The organism is Marinovum sp. J2-8, assembly GCF_055808435.1.
In genome coordinates this window covers 157,658-176,059 of record NZ_JBVVRZ010000001.1, presented here as the reverse complement: position 1 = coordinate 176,059, position 18,402 = coordinate 157,658, and the positions used below count along the sequence as shown (strand labels likewise).

At 59.9% G+C, this 18,402-nt stretch carries 12 protein-coding genes; 7 read left to right on the top strand and 5 right to left on the bottom strand.

The window, feature by feature from the left end; translation table 11 throughout:
- Positions 1 to 8 precede the first annotated feature (8 nt).
- Complete coding sequence (locus AC0L4F_RS00860) at positions 9 to 2,126, bottom strand: peroxidase family protein (protein WP_244684190.1); 2,118 nt, start codon at positions 2,124 to 2,126, stop codon at positions 9 to 11.
- Between the two features lie 96 nt (positions 2,127 to 2,222).
- Here AC0L4F_RS00860 and AC0L4F_RS00855 point away from each other — a divergent pair, with 96 nt between their 5' ends.
- Positions 2,223 to 3,608, top strand: a complete 1,386-nt coding sequence (locus AC0L4F_RS00855; RefSeq protein WP_244684188.1) for a c-type cytochrome — start codon at positions 2,223 to 2,225, stop codon at positions 3,606 to 3,608.
- 8 nt (positions 3,609 to 3,616) lie between these two features.
- Positions 3,617 to 4,618 carry a catalase family protein gene (locus tag AC0L4F_RS00850; protein ID WP_244684179.1) on the top strand — a complete coding sequence of 334 codons (1,002 nt, stop codon included), beginning with the start codon at positions 3,617 to 3,619 and terminating at the stop codon, positions 4,616 to 4,618.
- A 27-nt stretch (positions 4,619 to 4,645) separates the two neighbouring features.
- Here AC0L4F_RS00850 and mtgA read toward each other — a convergent pair whose 3' ends face one another.
- The 3 genes from mtgA to AC0L4F_RS00835 form a co-directional block, all read right to left on the bottom strand.
- Positions 4,646 to 5,368, bottom strand: coding sequence for a monofunctional biosynthetic peptidoglycan transglycosylase (gene mtgA / locus AC0L4F_RS00845; RefSeq protein ID WP_244684177.1), 723 nt, complete (start codon positions 5,366 to 5,368; stop codon positions 4,646 to 4,648).
- Between the two features lie 196 nt (positions 5,369 to 5,564).
- Complete coding sequence (gene gltB / locus AC0L4F_RS00840; protein WP_244684175.1) at positions 5,565 to 10,103, bottom strand: glutamate synthase large subunit; 4,539 nt, start codon at positions 10,101 to 10,103, stop codon at positions 5,565 to 5,567.
- Positions 10,104 to 10,196: 93 nt separating this feature from the next.
- Complete coding sequence (locus tag AC0L4F_RS00835) at positions 10,197 to 11,639, bottom strand: NAD(P)-dependent oxidoreductase (RefSeq protein ID WP_244684173.1); 1,443 nt, start codon at positions 11,637 to 11,639, stop codon at positions 10,197 to 10,199.
- A gap of 223 nt (positions 11,640 to 11,862) precedes the next feature.
- On the opposite strand from AC0L4F_RS00835, the gene AC0L4F_RS00830 reads away from it, so the two are divergent.
- Both AC0L4F_RS00830 and AC0L4F_RS00825 read left to right on the top strand, forming a co-directional pair.
- Complete coding sequence (locus AC0L4F_RS00830) at positions 11,863 to 12,669, top strand: undecaprenyl-diphosphate phosphatase (protein WP_244684171.1); 807 nt, start codon at positions 11,863 to 11,865, stop codon at positions 12,667 to 12,669.
- Between the two features lie 210 nt (positions 12,670 to 12,879).
- Positions 12,880 to 13,593 carry a MipA/OmpV family protein gene (locus tag AC0L4F_RS00825; protein ID WP_244684169.1) on the top strand — a complete coding sequence of 238 codons (714 nt, stop codon included), beginning with the start codon at positions 12,880 to 12,882 and terminating at the stop codon, positions 13,591 to 13,593.
- A 78-nt stretch (positions 13,594 to 13,671) separates the two neighbouring features.
- Here AC0L4F_RS00825 and carB read toward each other — a convergent pair whose 3' ends face one another.
- Positions 13,672 to 17,004 (bottom strand): carbamoyl-phosphate synthase large subunit, encoded by a 3,333-nt coding sequence (carB, locus tag AC0L4F_RS00820; RefSeq protein WP_244684166.1) that lies wholly within the window; start codon positions 17,002 to 17,004, stop codon positions 13,672 to 13,674.
- A 196-nt stretch (positions 17,005 to 17,200) separates the two neighbouring features.
- Here carB and AC0L4F_RS00815 point away from each other — a divergent pair, with 196 nt between their 5' ends.
- Genes AC0L4F_RS00815 through AC0L4F_RS00805 form a run of 3 tightly spaced genes read left to right on the top strand, consistent with a single transcriptional unit; the run spans position 17,201 to position 18,304 of the window.
- Positions 17,201 to 17,527, top strand: coding sequence for an ArsR/SmtB family transcription factor (locus AC0L4F_RS00815; RefSeq protein ID WP_244684147.1), 327 nt, complete (start codon positions 17,201 to 17,203; stop codon positions 17,525 to 17,527).
- On the top strand, positions 17,524 to 17,976 hold the full coding sequence (locus AC0L4F_RS00810) for an SRPBCC family protein (RefSeq protein ID WP_244684145.1): 453 nt from the start codon (positions 17,524 to 17,526) through the stop codon (positions 17,974 to 17,976). The genes AC0L4F_RS00815 and AC0L4F_RS00810 overlap by 4 nt, the downstream gene beginning before the upstream one ends.
- Before the next feature lie 13 nt (positions 17,977 to 17,989).
- On the top strand, positions 17,990 to 18,304 hold the full coding sequence (locus AC0L4F_RS00805; protein ID WP_244684143.1) for a YciI family protein: 315 nt from the start codon (positions 17,990 to 17,992) through the stop codon (positions 18,302 to 18,304).
- Positions 18,305 to 18,402 lie beyond the last annotated feature (98 nt).

Below are 18,402 nucleotides of genomic sequence, written 5' to 3'. Positions count from 1 at the left end.
TACTGGCCTTATTCCACCTGCCAGCCCGGTTGGGTCATCGCAACAAAACCCAGCGTTTCCGGCTCCGCCACATTGCGCGCCACCACATCGCGCAGGCTGGTGCAGCTGACAATCTGTTGCCAGCCATAGCGGGTGAAGCTTGGATGCTCCATGTCTTCGTCCTGATCAAACCCGGCGGGCGGTTTGAACACATGTTCTGACAACAACGGGTTAGGCAGCGCCTGGGAAAACGCATCCAGCGCGACAAAGGACAGGATGGTGCGGGGCAAAGGCGAATTTGCCACCCGGTCTTCGCAGAAGATACCAACAAAGAAATCCACGTTGCCGACCTCGCCGTAAAGATCCGCCAACATGCGCGCCACCTCTGGATCGGAACTGATTTCGTCGAAGCCCGCCACGCGGTCCCGTCCCATATAGACGCGATAGTCGTTATAGGAGGCCAATTTACAAATCCGCCCCTGCCGGATCAACTCCTTTTCCACATCCAACAGGTGATCTGTGGTGTTGCGCGGCCCCAGTTCCGCCGCGGTCTGGGCGCTTATGTCCTCAAACCCGCGTTTCAACCCGACCGCCAACAGCGGCAGATTGTTCATGAAATACCCCGGCCCCACCTCAAGCGTGCTTTCGCCCCAGGTGATGCGATCAGGGATCAGCGCGTGCCAGCGATAGAGCAGGCTGAATTCCGTGGTGATCCAGTTCGGTTTGTTCCACGGCGCATTCCACGCCACCGCCGGATCGGCCTTCAGCGACACAGCAAAGGGCGCGATGTGGTTGATATAATCTTCGACCACGATTTTGATGAATTGCACCACAATGATATTGCGCGCGGTTTCAAACACCTGGCTGTCATCCCACGCGGGGTAGCGGCGGCCCAATTCCCGCGCCAGCCGGTTGTGTTCGCGCAGCCAAAGCGTGTTCATCATCGACACCTGAGGCACGGAATTGACCCGGTCGCCCCCCACCGCAAACAGGGCATCGCGCACCATCACCGCGCGGCCCGCGATTTGCGGGTCCGGGTTGGCACAGGCCTTTACAATCCGGTCCAGCCCCAGCGGCGGGTCCAGCACGGCGAAATCCGCATCCAATGCGCCATCACGAAACAGAAACGGCGGATATTCCTCGCCGTTGATCAGTTGCGACCGCAACATGCCACGCGTCTCCGGCCCCGGATCGGGCACACGCAGGGCACGGGTCTGGGCGGATGTGCGGCCATAAAGCGGGCACATGTCGATTTCGTGGTTCGATGTATTCTTCTTGCGCCGCTCCGGGTCCAAATCACCCGTCACCGGGTCTTTTTCCGGCATGGTACGCAGGAAACCATCGGTCAGATATTGCGCAAATGTGGGGAACAGACAGGTGGATTTCGGGCACATCCGCTGGGTTCCATCCGGTCTGCGAAACAGCTCCTTTACCCCTTCGGGGTCCGGCAGGGTGGTTTGATCTATTTCTGACACCCCCAGATGCCGTCCCGCCCAAACCCGATCCGTCAAACTGCTCCAGGAGGTATAGGGCGCCATCGTCGAAAACGGATGGGGACGGCTGCGCGCCTGGGTGACAATGCGATTGATCAGCAGCTTGTTGACCCAGGAATGCAGCGGCGGCACCCCCTCGATCAACCGGCCAATGACCGGTTTCTGCAACAGCCCCAACAGCCATGCACCCAACCGCCCGACAATCTGGCGTTTCAACCAATGCGACGTGGTCATGCCGGGATAAAACGGCAGGAACACCGCCGAAAACACGATATGCGGCAGGACGTGATGCTGCCAGATATCCTCCAGCACAAAGATGAACCAATAGCCGACAAAGAAGTTCAGCGCGGTGAACACCCACCAGCCGATCTTTAACTCGCGCCACATCAACACAATGCCGAACACCCCGCCCATGAACACCGGGCCTAGCACCCAGCGTTCCCAATAGGCCGGCACCCGGCAAATATCGCCCAGCAATGGCACGCCGGGAAACAACGAAATCCATTCACTGGGATAACCAAACAGGTTCAAAAGCCCGCGATAAAACATCATCGCGCCCACCAGAATGCAGGTCAGTTGCAAAAGAGGGCGGCGCCATCTGGCCCAGTTCCAGCCGGAAAACGGCCCCTTCATCGCGTCATCGACAATGGTCATCGCTCTGTCCAAGGTCTGAAATTTCTCGATTTATGGGGGGCAGTGTGTCACACTCATGCGTGTTATGTCCAACAATATTCCCGATAGAGTTGTAGCATGAAGAAACTGATATTTCTGGCCTTCTTCGCCCTGCTCGCGGCCGCGCTGTTCCTTGAGTTCAAGAGGCTGACGGTGAAACCCTGGCCTGCACCCTATTTCGCGGACGAGGCCGAGCATTTCAAATATGGCTCTGTCGGGGCCGAAGTTGACGGGTTTCCCTATGCCATCTGGCGTGAATTGCCGACGATATTCGCCGATGATCTGCCAAATGGATTTGCCGAATTCGGGTTTCTCACCGAACCCGGGCATGAGCTGCCGATTGGCGTGTCTGTGCGCCGGATCGGGGTGCCACGGGTCGGGTTCAATTGCGGCACCTGCCATGTCTCGACCTATCAGTTGAATGGCGCGGCTCATTTGGTGTTGGGCGCGCCTGCCAATGCGCTGAATCTTCAGGCTTATATCGAATTCCTGACCACGGCCGCCAGCGATGCCCGATTGACCGCTGATGCGGTGATCGCTGCGGCCGAGGCCAACGGCCGCCCCCCCAGCTTTCTCGACAAGATCGTTTTGCGGTTTGTGGTGTTCCCGCGATTGGAGGATCAGATCACCAGCCTGAAAGATGGTCTTGCCTGGCTTGCCACCCGCCCCGAACATGGGCCCGGGCGCACCGATGCCGGCAATTTCTGGCGTCAACGCTGGGGGTTGGAGCCCGCCGACGATACCCGTGTCGGCACGGTGGATTTCCCGTCTGTCTGGAACCAGCGTATTCGGCTGGACGGTTGGTTTCACTGGGACGGCAACAATGCCTCGCTCGACGAACGCAATATTTCCGCCGCGATGGCCGGTGGTGCTTCGGATTGGCTGTTGGAAAAACATGCGATTGAGCGGGTGTCCAATTGGCTGATGGATTTCCCGCCGCCGCCGTTTCCGGTGGCCTTTAACCCGGAGCTGGCCGACAAAGGGCGCGAAATTTACCAGCGCGCGGCCTGTGATACCTGTCACGATCCCGGCGCGGCCCGCATGGGCCAGGTCACATCCTCAGAGGTGCTGGGCACCGACCGCCAGCGCACCGATCTGTTTGACGCCACGATGGTGCGCTACTTTGGCACTGTCGGCGACAAATATTCCTGGAAATTCAACAATTACCGCGTGACGGACGGTTATGCCAACATGCCGTTGGATGGCATCTGGATGCGCGCGCCCTATTTGCACAACGGATCGGTGCCGACATTGGCCGATCTTCTGTCGCCCCCCGCGGATCGCCCGGCGGAATTCTTTCGCGGCTGTACCCATTTCGATCCCGAGCGTGTCGGGTTTGCCTGTTCTGATGGTTTTGCGTTTGACACCACCCTGATTGGCAATGGCAACGGCGGGCATCTTTATGGCACCAATCTGGACGCGGATGAGAAATCTGCGCTTCTGGAGTATCTCAAATCGCTCTGAGGCGCGGCATGCTGGCACAAGAGGTCATTCCCAAGAGGGAACCGCAGGTCATTGCGGGGCTGATCCGCGACAATCTGAAAACCGTTTGGCTGGAGGGCAAGACCGCCAAGCGCGGCCAGCATGGCAAACATCATGGATTGGTCGAGGGGCGCTTGCGGGTGCGGGGTGACCTGCCGGATGGTTTTGCGGTTGGGGTGTTTCAACCGGGGCAAACCTATCGCTGTCTGGTGCGGTTTTCCAACGGCGGACAGACAGACGATCGCCGCCGCGACGTGCGCGGCATGGCGATCAAACTGCTGGATGTGCCGGGACAGAAGCTGTTGCCGGGGAGCGGCCCGGTGACGGAACAGGATTTCATCCTTGTTGATCACCCCACCTATTTCACCGCCACAATGGCGGAATATGCCGCGTTCAACCGCTATTTCACGCCTATGCAGGACCTGCGCGGCAATGGGATCACTACGGGCCGCATCCTGGCCGCGGCATGGGGGCTGGCGATGCTCTGGCTGTTTCATCGTAAAACCCTGCGCGCCGCGCGTGAATTTGCCGGTCGTCAGGTCGGCGCGCTGGTGTCACTGACCTATCACAGCACCACGGCCTATCTCTGTGGGGACGGTCGCGCCGTGAAATACAAGGCCATCGGCCACAGCCCGCCAACCGCCGCCGTGGACAGTAAAGATGGTTTGCGCCAAGATCTCTGGCGGGTTTTGGCAGAGGGTCCGGCGCAATTCGATTTCGGGGTCGTGGTGCAGGCGGACGCGGAGGCACATCCAATCGAAGACCCAACCGTCGACTGGGGCGCCAATGGTGCGGATTTCATCAAACTGGCGGACTTGACCCTTTTCCGGCAAAGCAACGCACCGGATCGGGACAAAAGCGCCGAAACCATGCGTTTCAATCCCTGGATGTCCCTGCCTACGCATCGCCCGTTGGGGTTCATCAACCGCGCCCGGCGGGAGATCTATCGCGCCATGTCCGATCTCAGACGGCACAAATCCGGGCGGCCCTGATCCCTTGGGCCGGGGCAGAGCGCAGGATTACTGAAAACAATCGGCCCGGCCGTCCCGGTCGATTGTTGCCGCTCCGTCGCGGATGGATGCCGACCTGCGCCGCACCGCCCCCGATGGATTGCTGGCCGAACGCCCCTTGGGGTTGGGCAGAATCGCCGCCAGCCGCGCCGCCTGAACCGCGCTGAGATTGCCGGGTGAGACGCCGAAATAATGCCGCGCGGCGGCCTCGACCCCAAACACGCCTTCATCAAATTCCGCGACGTTCAAATAGACTTCCAAAATGCGCCGTTTGGACCAAACCGTCTCGACCATTGGCGTGATCAGAGCCTCAAGCGCCTTGCGGGTCCAATTGCGGCCATGCCAGAGATAGACGTTTTTCACCACCTGCTGGCTGATCGTCGAAGCGCCACGGCTGCCCCCGGCATTCAGCGCCGCGCGGATCGCCACCATATCAAAACCCCAGTGATTGCAGAAATTGGCGTCTTCCGCCGCCACCGCCGACCGGCCCATGACCGGTGCGATATTGTCCATCCGCACCCAGACATGATCAATCTGGCCCAATCGCGCCTGTTCCTGGCGCATGTACATCGTGGCGGGCGGGTTAAAGATCGAAAACACCACAATCAGAAAGGCAACGATCAGAAACGCAAGACTGACAAGCCGCAACACCCAGCGCCGGATGAAACGTCCGGGCCGAAATGCGATGCGGGGTTTGGGTGCGGGTTTCCGCGATTTTGCCTTGCGTGCCATGGCCGCACACTAGCTGCTGTCGTGGGCCAAGGAAATCGCCTCGGACCCGCAAAATCACCGCTTCGTGACCTTTGCGCATCGTGTTTGGCAAATGTCATGCCACCACGCGCGCGCCCGAAAAAGCGCCGCAATCGCGGGGCAAGATCCGGCCACGGCGCGTTTTAGCGCCGCGGCCCGTTTTTCAGTGGTCTTCCGCTTATTCCGCCGGCACCGCTGTCGCTTCCTTGGTCAGCGGATGCGCCAGGTTGTTGACCATTTCGATCGGACAGATCTGGCGGAAGTTCGCTTTCTCGCTCTCCCAATGCTGAAGAATGTCCGCCGCAGCGCGGCTTCCGGTCTCTTCGCAGTGGCGTTCGATCAGACCGCGCAGCTCGGCCTCCCAGTGGTCGACCTCTACCGCGCCAATGATCAGCGTTTCAGGGTTGATCAGCTTTTCCGCCACACCATCGGGATCATACAGATAGGCCATGCCACCGGTCATCCCGGCACCAAAGTTTGCCCCGATCGAGCCAAGGATCACCGCAACCCCGCCGGTCATATATTCACAACCGTTCGAGCCACAGCCCTCGATCACGACCTTGGCGCCAGAGTTGCGCACCGCAAACCGTTCGCCGGCACGTCCCGCCGCGAACAGATAGCCATCGGTCGCCCCGTAAAGCACGGTATTGCCGATGATGGTGTTTTCCCGCGCCTTCAGCGGCGACACCATCGGCGGACGCACCACAATTGTGCCCCCCGACAGGCCCTTGCCAACATAGTCGTTGGCATCGCCCGACACTTCCAGCTTCAGCCCAGGGGCCGCAAAGGCACCCAGAGATTGCCCGGCAGAGCCTTGCAATTTGACCGTCAGGTGATCGGCTTGCAGGGTGTTGCGCATGCCGAAATTCTTGACAATATGGCTGGATGTGCGCGTGCCAACGGTACGGTGGGTGTTTTGCACCGAATATTGCAACTGCATCTTTTCGCCGTCTTCCAGGAACCGTTGCGCATCCCGCACGATTTCCGCATCCAGCGTATCCGGCACCGCATTGCGCGGCTTGTTGCGGTCATAAACGATGTCCTGTGCGCCATCGACGGTGATCAACAGCGGGTTCAGGTCAAGATCGTCAAGGTGATCCGCGCCACGCGACACCTGGGTCAACAGATCGGCACGCCCGATCACATCATCCAGCGATCTCGCACCGATGCTGGCCAGCACTTCGCGCACTTCCTGGGCGTAGAAGGTGATCAGGTTGACCACCTTGTCGGCATTGCCGGTGAATTTGTCCCGCAGGCTTTCGTCCTGGGTACAAACGCCCACCGGGCAGGTATTCGACTGGCACTGACGCACCATGATACAGCCCATCGCGATCAATGCAGCGGTGCCGATACCGTATTCTTCGGCCCCCATCATCGCCGCCATGACAATGTCACGTCCGGTGCGCAAACCACCGTCGGTCCGCAGGGTGATGCGCGACCGCAGGTTGTTCATTGCCAGAACCTGATGCGCCTCTGTCAGACCCATTTCCCACGGCAAACCCGCATATTTGATGCTGGTTGCCGGGCTGGCCCCGGTGCCGCCATTGTGGCCCGAAATCAGGATCACGTCCGCCTTGGCCTTGGCCACACCGGCCGCAATCGTGCCAACGCCGGACGACGCCACCAGTTTCACCGTCACCTTGCAGCGCGGATTGATCTGTTTCAGGTCATAGATCAGCTGCGCCAGATCCTCGATCGAATAGATGTCGTGGTGCGGCGGGGGCGAAATCAGCGTCACGCCCTTGGTCGAATGGCGCAGGCGCGCGATCAGGTCGGTGACCTTCATGCCGGGCAACTGGCCACCTTCGCCGGGCTTGGCGCCCTGGGCGACCTTGATCTCCAGCTCTTCACACTGGTTCAGGTATTCCGCCGTGACGCCGAAACGCCCCGAAGCCACCTGTTTGATCTTGGCGCTGGGGTTGTCGCCATTGGGTTCGGGCACGAAATGCGCCGGATCTTCGCCGCCTTCACCCGAATCCGACCGTGCGCCAATCCGGTTCATCGCGACGTTCAATGTCTTGTGCGCCTCAGGGCTGAGCGCGCCCAGCGACATGCCCGGCGTGACAAACCGTTTGCGGATCGCGGTCACGCTTTCCACCTGTTCAATCGGCACCACAGCGCCAAGCGGCTTGATCGCCAGCAGGTCGCGCAAATGGATCGGCGGGTTAGCCTGCATCGCCTGGGAATACTTTTTCCAAAGCGAGAAAGACGCCGTGTTACAGGCCATTTGCATCATATGCATGGTCTGTGCGCCCCAGGCGTGGGTCTCGCCCGATTTCCGGCTCTTGTAGAAGCCACCAATCGGCAAAACATCACGGCCCTGCGAATAGGCCAGCGCATGCACGTCTTCCAGTTTCTTCTGGATGCCGCTGACCCCGATGCCGCTGATCCGGCTCAGCATGCCGGGGAAATAGGCCGCACACATCGCGCGGCTGAGGCCCACGGCCTCAAAGTTCAACCCGCCGCGATAAGATGACAGAACCGAAATCCCCATTTTGGACATGATCTTCAACAGACCCTGATCCACCGCATTGCGATAGCGCGCCACATTTTCGGTCAGCGTGCCATCCAGCAGGCCGCGATTGATCCGGTCGGCCAGGCTGTCTTCGGCCAGATAGGCGTTGACCACAGTCGCGCCCGCGCCAATCAGCACGGCAAAATAATGTGGGTCGATACATTCCGCCGACCGCACGTTCAGCGAACAGAAGGTCCGCAGCCCCTTGCGCGTCAGGTGCGAATGCACCGCGCTGGTGGCCAGGATCATCGGCATGCCGATCTTGTCCGCACCCAGCGCCTGATCCGTCAGAACCAGATGCCCGGCCCCCGAACGCACTGCGTCCTCGGCCTCGGCCCGGATGCGGGCCAGACCATCGCGCAATGCGCCATCGCCGCCGCCCACCGCAAAGGTACAGTCGATTGTCACCATGTCCGCATTGAACTGCTTGGTCAGGACATCGAACTGGGCACTGCCGACAAAGGGGCTGTCCAGCACCAGAATTTCGGTCTGGGCGCTGCTTTCATCCAACACGTTCTTGAGGTTGCCGAACCGTGTTTTCAGGCTCATCACCCGATATTCCCGCAGGCTGTCGATCGGCGGGTTGGTCACCTGGCTGAAGTTCTGGCGGAAATAATGGCTGAGCGGGCGATATTTGGCCGACAAAACCGCCGACGGGGTGTCATCCCCCATCGAGGCGATCATCTCTTTGCCATCTTCGGCCATGGGCGCCAGAACCTGTTCCAGCTCTTCAATGCTGTAACCGGCGGCGATCTGACGCTTGCGCAGATCTTCGCCGCTGTGCAGCGCGGTCTCTGTCACGCCGGCCAGCTGGTCGTCCAGATCATTGATCTTGCCAACCCATTCCCCAAAGGGACGGGCATTGGCCAGTTTATCCTTGATCTCGGTATCGTGGAACAGCTTGCCCTCTTTCATGTCGACGGCCAGCAATTGACCGGGGCCAAGCGCGCCTTTTTCGACAACCGTGGCCTGATCGACCGGCACCATACCCGCCTCAGAGCCCGCGATGACCAGACCATCACCGGTCACCACATAGCGCATCGGGCGCAGACCGTTCCGGTCCAGACCGGCACAGACCCAGCGACCATCGGTCATCGCCAGGGCGGCCGGGCCATCCCAGGGTTCCATCACCGAGTTGCAATAGGAATACATGTCGCGCCAGGCATCCGGCAGATCAACCGCCTGTTTGCTCCAGCTTTCGGGCACCAGCATGGTTTTCGCCATCGGGGCGCTGCGCCCGGCACGGACCAGAACCTCGAACACCGAATCCAGCGCGGCGGAATCCGATGACCCCTGGGGCACAATCGGTTTGATGTCGTCGGCAAGATCGCCAAATGTAGACGAGGCCATGCGGATTTCATGGCTTTTCATCCAGTTGAGGTTGCCCTTCAACGTGTTGATTTCGCCGTTATGAGCCAACATGCGGAACGGTTGCGCCAGCCACCACTGCGGGAAGGTGTTGGTCGAATACCGCTGGTGATAGATCGCAAAGGCGCTTTCGAAACGGTCGTCTTTCAGGTCGGGATAGAATTCCGCAACCTGTTCGGCCAGCATCATGCCCTTGTAGATGATCGACCGGCAGGACAGCGACGCGAGGTACAGCTCTTTGACCCCTGCGGCGATTGCGGCTTTTTCGATCCGGCGGCGGATGACATAAAGCTCACGCTCAAACGTGTCTTCATCAACGCCTTTGGAGTTCGAAATCAGGATCTGCTCGATCTCGGGCCGTGTGGCATTGGCCTTTTCGCCCAGCACGCTGATGTCGACCGGCACGTGGCGCCAGCCATAGATGTAATAGCCCATCCGCAGAACTTCGGTTTCCACGATGGTCCGGCAGGTTTCCTGGCCGCCAAAATCGGTGCGCGGCAGGAACACCTGGCCCACGGCCAGCAATTGATCCGGATGCGGTTCATGGCCGGTGCGGCGCACCTGATCATAAAAGAACGGCACAGGAATCTGGACGTGAATACCCGCGCCATCGCCGGTTTTGCCATCCGCATCCACCGCCCCACGGTGCCAGATCGCCTTGAGCGCGTTGATCCCGGCTTCGACCACTTTGCGGGTCGCCTTGCCGTCCAGCGCGACCACAAGGCCAACACCACAGGAGGAATGTTCATGCTCTTCGCGGAACATACCGTTTTCGTTCATCCATTCGCGCTTGGCTTCTTCGGCGCGCACCCAATCGGCATCATATTTGGTCATCAGGGGTCTCCCACTGTGCGGGCGGTCGGCGCGTTATGCGCCCCGGCCCGAATTGATATCTCTTGCATTGCCCCCTTCAGGGGAACGTCAAAATCATTCCGCTGCGATTTGTGCCGCGGCCTTGGCATCCAACCGTTTGAGGATTGCATCCGCACAATCACGCCCGTCACGGATCGCCCAAACCACAAGCGACGCACCGCGCACGATGTCGCCCACGGCATAGACGCCTTCCATATCGGTCGCGCCGGTTTCAAACTCGGCTTTGACGGTGCCCCAGCGGGTCACAGACAATTCCGGGCAATCCCAGAGCGTTGGCAGATCCTCTGGCTCGAAGCCCAGCGCCTTGATCACCAGATCGGCGGGTTCGACATAATCGCTGCCTTCGATCACTTCGGGCGCTTGGCGGCCGCTGGCATCGGGATGCCCCAGACGCATGCGTTGCACCATCACACCCTCAACCGTGTCGCCGGTATAGCCCTGCGGCGCGGTCAGCCATTCAAACTGCACGCCTTCTTCTTCGGCGTTCGCCACTTCGCGCTGCGAACCGGGCATGTTGGCGCGGTCGCGACGATAGAGACATTTGACGCTTTCCGCGCCCTGCCGGATGGCGGTCCGCACACAATCCATCGCGGTGTCACCGCCGCCGATCACGACAACCTTTTTGCCCTTGGCATTCAGCTCGCCGCTTTCGAATTCCGGCACTTTGTCGCCAAAGTTGGCGGCGCGGTTCGACGCGGTCAGATAGTCGATCGCCTTAACGATACCGTCGGCGCCGCTGCCCGGACCCTTCAGATCACGCGATTTGTACACGCCGGTGGCGATGATCACCGCATCATGCGCGGCGCGGATCTCTTCGAACGAGATGTCTTCGCCCACGGTACAGTTCAGCTTGAAGGTCACGCCGCCCTTTTCAAGCTGCTCGTTGCGGCGCATGACAATCGGCTTTTCCAGTTTGAAACCGGGGATACCATAGGTCAGCAGGCCGCCAGCGCGGTCATACCGGTCATAGACCGTGACCTGTACACCTGCACGGCGCAGCACATCCGCCGCCGCCAGACCGCCGGGGCCCGCGCCGATGATGCCCACGCTTTCAACGCGTTCCTGCGCCGGGTTGGCGGGCAGTACCCAGCCGTTTTCCCAGGCGGTATCGGTGATGTATTTTTCGACCGAGCCGATGGTCACAGTGCCATGGCCAGATTGTTCGATCACGCAATTGCCTTCGCACAGGCGGTCCTGCGGACAGATGCGACCGCAAATCTCGGGGAAGGTATTGGTGGCCTGGCTGACCTCATAGGCCTCTTTCAGGCGGCCGGTGGCGGTCAGATTCAGCCAATCGGGGATATTGTTGTGCAGCGGGCAATGGCTCTGGCAATAGGGCACGCCACATTGGCTGCACCGGCTGGCTTGCTCTTCGGCTTTGGCCTTGGCAAACTCTGCATAGATCTCGTCAAAATCGCTGTTACGCACCTCTGCGTCCCGCTTTTGCGGCATGTCGCGTTCGATCTGGACGAATTTCAACATCGGCTGCTTGGCCATTTTGCTGGGCTCCGGTTCTTGAATGGGTTGGATGCGTTTTAGCGCAGGTCGCGACGCATGAAAAGTCAGTTATGCTGACCTATTATCATGTTATTTTAACAAGCCGCACCCCAAGGCAGGGGTAAATGTCACAAAATAGATCCGATACGGACCCATATTCCCGTTTCCGTTTGATTTCCCTTGAGTTTATAAAGCGGCATCCGCATCGCGAAGGTTCAGCCCCATGACGCTATTTCATCTTCTGATTGTTGCCGTGATCCAGGGCATTACCGAATTTCTGCCGGTGTCCAGCTCCGGTCATCTGATTCTTCTGCCGAATCTGACCGGCATGGCGGATCAGGGACAGGCTATTGATGTCGCCGTTCATGTCGGCACGTTGGGGGCGGTGATCCTTTATTTCTGGTCCGATGTGCGCATGGCGCTTGCTGGTCTGCCCCGGGTGCTGCGCGGGCACATCGACACGCCGGGCGCGCGGCTGGCATTCCTGTTGCTGATTGCAACGGTGCCGGTGGTGCTGGCCGGATTGCTGCTCAAGCTGACCGGGCTGGACGATGCATTGCGGTCGATCACGGTGATTGGATGGTCCATGTTGCTGTTTGGTCTTGTCCTGTGGTGGGCCGATCAAAAAGGCAAATCCAATCGCACCACAGCCGACTGGTCACCGCATCACGCCTGGATTCTGGGCATATGGCAGGCCGTTGCCCTGATTCCCGGCACGTCCCGGTCCGGTATCGTCATCACCGGCGCGCGGTTTCTGGGCTATGAGCGCAGCGATGCGGCGCGGCTGTCGATGCTGATGTCGATCCCGACCATTATCGCCTCTGGCCTGCTTCTGGGCGCCGAGGTTGTCGGCAGCGCGGATTGGGCCATGCTTCGGCTGGCTGGCATTGGCGCGGTGTTTGCCTTCTTTTCGGCATTGCTGGCGCTGGCACTGATGATGCGGCTGCTGAAATCAATCAGCTTTACGCCCTATGTGGTCTATCGGGTAATACTGGGCCTCGGCCTTATTTTCTGGGGCCAAGTCGTCTGAACCACCGCCAATGGCGATGCAAGAGTGACACATTTTCCCGGCAACACCGGGATTTTTCTGGCACGGGCCGCAGATTGCAAAATTCTGCTTTCAAAAACTTTTCGCAGGACTATATGGCGGATTGTCCCAGAGACTATGTTACTGGCTCTATAAGACCCCGCGCTGCTGCGGGACATCACCCTGACCGATTTTCCTTGAAAGGACGTTGCCGTGAAAAACCGTCTTCGCCGCCCCGTTGCATCGCTTGTCGCCGCTTTGATCGCCCTCAGCCCCGCGCTGGGATCTGCCGAAGGCAATCATATTGCCTTTGAATTGGGGATCGGCACCAAATATTCGCCCGATTACGAGGGCGCAGATACCTATAAGGCTGGCCCCACAATCCAGGGCGGTCTGCACAGCCTGTCTTTTGGCGGTGTTTCCGCAGGTGGTGGCGAGACCACGGGTTTCCGCATCAGCCCGTCTTTTGGCTTTGTCTCGGCGCGGGATGCGTCGGAACATGACGACCTCAAAGGCATGGATGACGTCGATTGGGCGCTCGAGCTGGGGATTCAGGCAGGCTATACTTGGGAAAATGCCGAAGTGTCCGCCGCGATCCGCAAGGGCATCAATGGCCATGACGGCATTGTCGGCGACCTGAAGGCCAACGCCATCCTGCGCCCGGACGCATTGACCACCCTGCGGTTCGGCCCGCGCGTGACATTTGGCGATGACAATTACGCCGATACCTATTTCTCGGTCCCGGCGTCCGCGTCCAACCTCAGCCCCTATTCCGCGGATGGCGGGGTGAAATCCTATGGGCTTGAGCTGATCGCGCGCCGCGAATTGACCGACACCTGGGCGATCGAAGGCAAATTGGGCTGGCACCGTCTGACCAATGATTTCGCGGATTCGCCGGTCACCGGGCTGGCAGCGAAGATCAGATAAGCTTTGGGGTCACTTTGATCCGGCAGTTCAACTGGCAGTTCTAAGCAAAGGGTGCGCCTTTTGGGGCGCACCCCGCCTTTAGCCTTGTAGCGGCTTTACCACCAATTCACCCTCACGCCGGGCCTGCATGGCCAGCGCCGCAGCATGTGCGGCAGCGGCGGTCGTGAAATACGGGATCTTGTCATAAAGCGCGACTGAACGGATCTCGCGGCTGTCTGCAACGGCCGCCGCGCCCTCGGTTGTGTTCATCACCAGGGTGATCTCGTCGTTTTTCAACATATCCACCACGTTCGGCCGGCCTTCGTAGACCTTTTTGACCACTTCCGCCGTCAACCCATGTTCGCGCAGGAACGCCGCCGTGCCAGAGGTGGCAACCATGGCAAAGCCAAGCCCGGCCAGGATCTGTGCCGTTTCCACCAGTTCCGGTGTCTTGTCGGAATCCTTGATCGACAGGAACACCTTGCCGCCTTCGGGCAGGATCATTCCGGCGCCCATCTGCGCCTTCAGGAACGCGCGGGCAAAGCTGCGGTCCCAGCCCATGACCTCGCCTGTTGAACGCATTTCCGGTCCCAGGATCGTGTCAACACCGGGGAACCGGGCAAAGGGCAGCACCGCTTCCTTCACGCTGAACCACGGCATGTTGGGATCGGCCAATGTCATCGGATCGGCCAGCGGCAGCACCGTGTCATAATCGGCATTTTCCGGGTACGCAGGGCGCAGCGGGAAGTTCGAAAGCTTCTCACCCGCCATCACCCGCGCCGCGATAGAGGCAATTGCGCTGTCGGTCGCCTTGGCGACAAAGGGCACGGTGCGCGACGCACGCGGGTTGACCTCGATCAGATAGATCTCGCCATCCTTGATCGCGAACTGGATGTTCATCAGACCAACAACGTTCAGCGCGCGGGCCAAAGCCTCGGTCTGGGTCTTGATCTCGGCCAGAATGTCCTGCGACAGCGAATAGGGCGGCAGCGAACAGGCCGAGTCGCCAGAGTGCACGCCGGCCTCTTCGATGTGCTGCATGATGCCCGCGACGTGCACGGCCTCGCCATCACAAAGCGCGTCAACGTCCAGTTCGACCGCGCCAGACAGATAGCTGTCCAGCAAAACCGGGCTGTCGCCGGACACCACCACCGCTTCGTTGATATAACGCTCCAGATGCGCCATATCGCGCACGATTTCCATCGCGCGGCCACCCAGCACATAGGAGGGGCGGATCACCAGCGGGAATCCGATGTCTTCGGCAATTGCCAGCGCCTGGGCATCGGTCGAAGCAATGCCGTTTTTCGGCTGCTTCAGACCAAGCTGATTGACCAGCGCCTGGAACCGCTCGCGGTCTTCGGCAAGGTCGATGGCGTCGGGCGTGGTGCCGAGGATCGGAATACCCTCGGATTCCAGCGCATTGGCCAGTTTCAGCGGCGTCTGACCGCCGAACTGCACGATCACGCCGTGCAATGTGCCGTTGTCCTGCTCGACCCGCAGGATTTCCATCACATGTTCGAAGGTCACCGGTTCGAAATACAGCCGGTCAGAGGTGTCATAGTCGGTTGAAACCGTTTCGGGGTTACAATTGACCATGATGGTCTCGTATCCCGCTTCGGTCAGCGCGAAACAGGCGTGACAGCAGCAGTAATCAAATTCGATCCCCTGCCCGATCCGGTTGGGACCGCCGCCAAGGATCACGACCTTTTTCTTGTCGCTGGGCCGCGCTTCGCATTCCACGTCGCCCATCATCGGCGCTTCATAGGTGGAATACATATAAGGCGTCTGCGCCTCGAACTCGGCGGCACAGGTGTCGATGCGTTTGAACGACGCGACCACACCCTTGGAAATCCGCCGGTTGCGCACGTCTTTTTCAGAGAACCCGGTCAGTTTCGACAGGCGCGCATCGGTAAAGCCCATCATTTTCAGATGGCGCAGGCCCGCCGCATTGTCAGGCAGGCCATTTTCGCGCACCTCGGCCTCGGTTTCCACAATCTCGCGGATGCGGGCCAGGAACCAAGGGTCAAACATGGTGACGCCGTGGATTTCATCGTCGCTCAGCCCCTCGCGCATTGCCTGGGCAATGGTGCGCATCCGGTCGGGGGTTTGCTGGCTGATCGCCTTGATCACGGCGGATTTTTCCGGTGCACCGGGGATGGCGACCTCGTCAAATCCGGTCAACCCGCTTTCCATCGAGGCCAGCGCCTTTTGCAGGCTTTCGTGGATGGTGCGGCCAATCGCCATGGTTTCGCCGACCGACTTCATCGCGGTGGTCAGGAATGGCTCGGAGCCGGGGAATTTCTCGAACGCGAATTTCGGGATCTTGGTGACGACATAATCGATGGTCGGCTCGAAAGAGGCCGGTGTGACCTTGGTGATGTCGTTGTCCAGCTCGTCCAGCGTATAGCCGACAGCCAGTTTCGCCGCGATCTTGGCAATCGGGAAACCCGTGGCCTTGGACGCCAGGGCCGACGACCGCGACACCCGCGGGTTCATCTCGATCACAACCATGCGGCCATCTTCGGGGTTCACCGCCCATTGGACGTTCGATCCGCCGGTTTCGACACCGATTTCGCGCAGCACGGCGATCGAACCGTTGCGCATGATCTGATATTCCTTGTCGGTCAGGGTCAGCGCCGGGGCCACAGTGATCGAATCGCCGGTATGCACGCCCATCGGGTCGATGTTTTCGATGGCACAGACGATGATGGCGTTGTCCGCCTTGTCGCGCACCACCTCCATCTCGAATTCTTTCCAGCCCAGCAGCGACTTATCCACAAGGATCTGATTGACCGGCGAGGCATCCATGCCAGTGCGGCAGAAATGAATGTAATCTTCGCGGTTATACGCAACGCCGCCGCCAGTCCCACCAAGGGTAAAGGCCGGGCGAATGATCGCCGGAAGACCGATTTCTTCCAGCTCGGCCAGCGCCATCTGCACGCCGGCATCCAGATCGGTGCTGCCGTTGTCGCGTTTTGGCGCGGTGATGATCGTCGCCTTGGGGTTTTCCAACCCGATGCGGTCCATCGCCTCGCGGAACAATTTGCGGTCTTCAGCCATTTCAATGGCCTCGCGCTTGGCGCCAATCATCTCGACGCCGAATTTTTCGAGCACGCCCATTTCTTCCAGCGCAAGCGAGGTGTTCAACCCCGTCTGCCCGCCCATCGTCGGCAACAATGCGTCGGGGCGTTCTTTTTCGATGATCTTGGCGACAACTTCGGGTGTGATCGGCTCGATATAGGTGGCATCGGCCAGACCGGGGTCGGTCATGATCGTCGCCGGGTTCGAGTTGACCAAAACCACGCGATAACCCTCTTCGCGCAGCGCCTTGCAGGCTTGTGCACCAGAGTAATCAAATTCGCACGCCTGACCGATCACAATCGGTCCCGCTCCAATGATCATGATCGACTGAATATCGGTTCTTTTTGGCATAACGGACCTCGGGGTTCAGCGCGGGGGGTGAGGGCATCGCGCAAATCTTGGTGGGTTATAGACGTCGAACGCCGGGGTTCAAGGGCATAAGGCGCATTGTCGCGCTTCATCTGCTGTTGCCGTAATTTAGACTTTACTTAATTAAGTGGATGGACAACAAATGATCTGACAGAATCCCAAGCCAAAGGGCCACACCATGACGCCACTGCCCCAGACCTTTGCCGCCCTTGCCGATCCTGTCCGCTTTGCCATCGTGGAGCGGCTGTTGAACGAAGGTGAATTGGCGGCGGGCGATCTGGGTGCAGGGTTCGGCATTTCCAGCCCGGCGGTGTCGCAGCATCTTGGGGTGCTGCGGGCGGCGGGGCTGGTCAACCGTCGGGCCATGGCGCAGCGCCGGATGTATTCCATCCGGCCCGAGGGGCTTCTTGCGGTTGCGGATTGGGCCGCCGAGGCGCGGCGTTTTTGGGAAAGCAGCTTTGACCGATTGGACCGCGCGCTGGCCAAGGAGATAGGCAAGCCATGACCGACCTGACGATTGAACGCCACTTCAACGCCCCACAGGCATTGGTCTTTGCCTTTTTGACCGAGGCCGAAAACCTGTTGCAATGGTGGGGTCACGAGGGCTGGACCCTTCAGGAATATCAACTCGACCTGACCCAACCCGGCCAATGGTTTTCGCGTTTCGCCGGGGCCGAAAGCGGGATCTATCACATGAGCGGCCGGGTGCTGACGGTCACGCCACCGAAACAAGTTCATATTACATGGGCCTGGCACGATGATCAGGGCAGGCGCGGTGCGGAAAGCGAGGTCATTTTCAATGTGGAACCCGATGGCCCCGACAAAAGCCGCCTGATCCTGCACCACAATGGCCTGCCCGGCGATGATATCGCCAAGGGTCATGAGGCCGGATGGGCCGCGACGCTCCGCAGGCTGGAGACTTTGTTTGACCACCCCGAATTACCCAAAACTTAACAGGAGACGAAAAATGGCCAAATTCATGTTTGCATATCACGGCGGCGGCATGCCGGAGACCGAAGAAGAAGGAAAGCGGATGATGGCCGCCTGGATGGCCTGGATGGGCGAATGTGGTGCGGCGATGGTGGACGGCGGCAATCCCGTCGGCATGTCATCGACCCTCAGCGCCGATGGCTTTGCCGACGGCGGCGGCGCCAACCCATTGTCCGGCTACAGCATCATCGAGGCCGAAAGCATCGAAGCTGCGGCCGAACTGGGCAAGGGATGTCCGATCCTGGAAGGTGGCAAAGGCACGATCGAAATCGCGCCAATCATCGAAATGTAACAGATCGGCGCTCCTCCGACCTTGTGGTCGTCGTCGCGAAGACGGCCCGCAAAGGGCGGAAGAGCGCCCTCTCTGCTTGACTTTCTGGCCCGGGCGCG

Coding starts and splice junctions, on each gene's coding strand:
- AC0L4F_RS00860 (WP_244684190.1), bottom strand. CDS start 2,126: ATGACCATTGTCGATGACGCGATGAAGGGGCCGTTTTCCGGCTGGAAC.
- AC0L4F_RS00855 (WP_244684188.1), top strand. CDS start 2,223: ATGAAGAAACTGATATTTCTGGCCTTCTTCGCCCTGCTCGCGGCCGCG.
- AC0L4F_RS00850 (WP_244684179.1), top strand. CDS start 3,617: ATGCTGGCACAAGAGGTCATTCCCAAGAGGGAACCGCAGGTCATTGCG.
- mtgA (WP_244684177.1), bottom strand. CDS start 5,368: ATGGCACGCAAGGCAAAATCGCGGAAACCCGCACCCAAACCCCGCATC.
- gltB (WP_244684175.1), bottom strand. CDS start 10,103: ATGACCAAATATGATGCCGATTGGGTGCGCGCCGAAGAAGCCAAGCGC.
- AC0L4F_RS00835 (WP_244684173.1), bottom strand. CDS start 11,639: ATGGCCAAGCAGCCGATGTTGAAATTCGTCCAGATCGAACGCGACATG.
- AC0L4F_RS00830 (WP_244684171.1), top strand. CDS start 11,863: ATGACGCTATTTCATCTTCTGATTGTTGCCGTGATCCAGGGCATTACC.
- carB (WP_244684166.1), bottom strand. CDS start 17,004: ATGCCAAAAAGAACCGATATTCAGTCGATCATGATCATTGGAGCGGGA.
- AC0L4F_RS00815 (WP_244684147.1), top strand. CDS start 17,201: ATGACGCCACTGCCCCAGACCTTTGCCGCCCTTGCCGATCCTGTCCGC.
- AC0L4F_RS00810 (WP_244684145.1), top strand. CDS start 17,524: ATGACCGACCTGACGATTGAACGCCACTTCAACGCCCCACAGGCATTG.
- AC0L4F_RS00805 (WP_244684143.1), top strand. CDS start 17,990: ATGGCCAAATTCATGTTTGCATATCACGGCGGCGGCATGCCGGAGACC.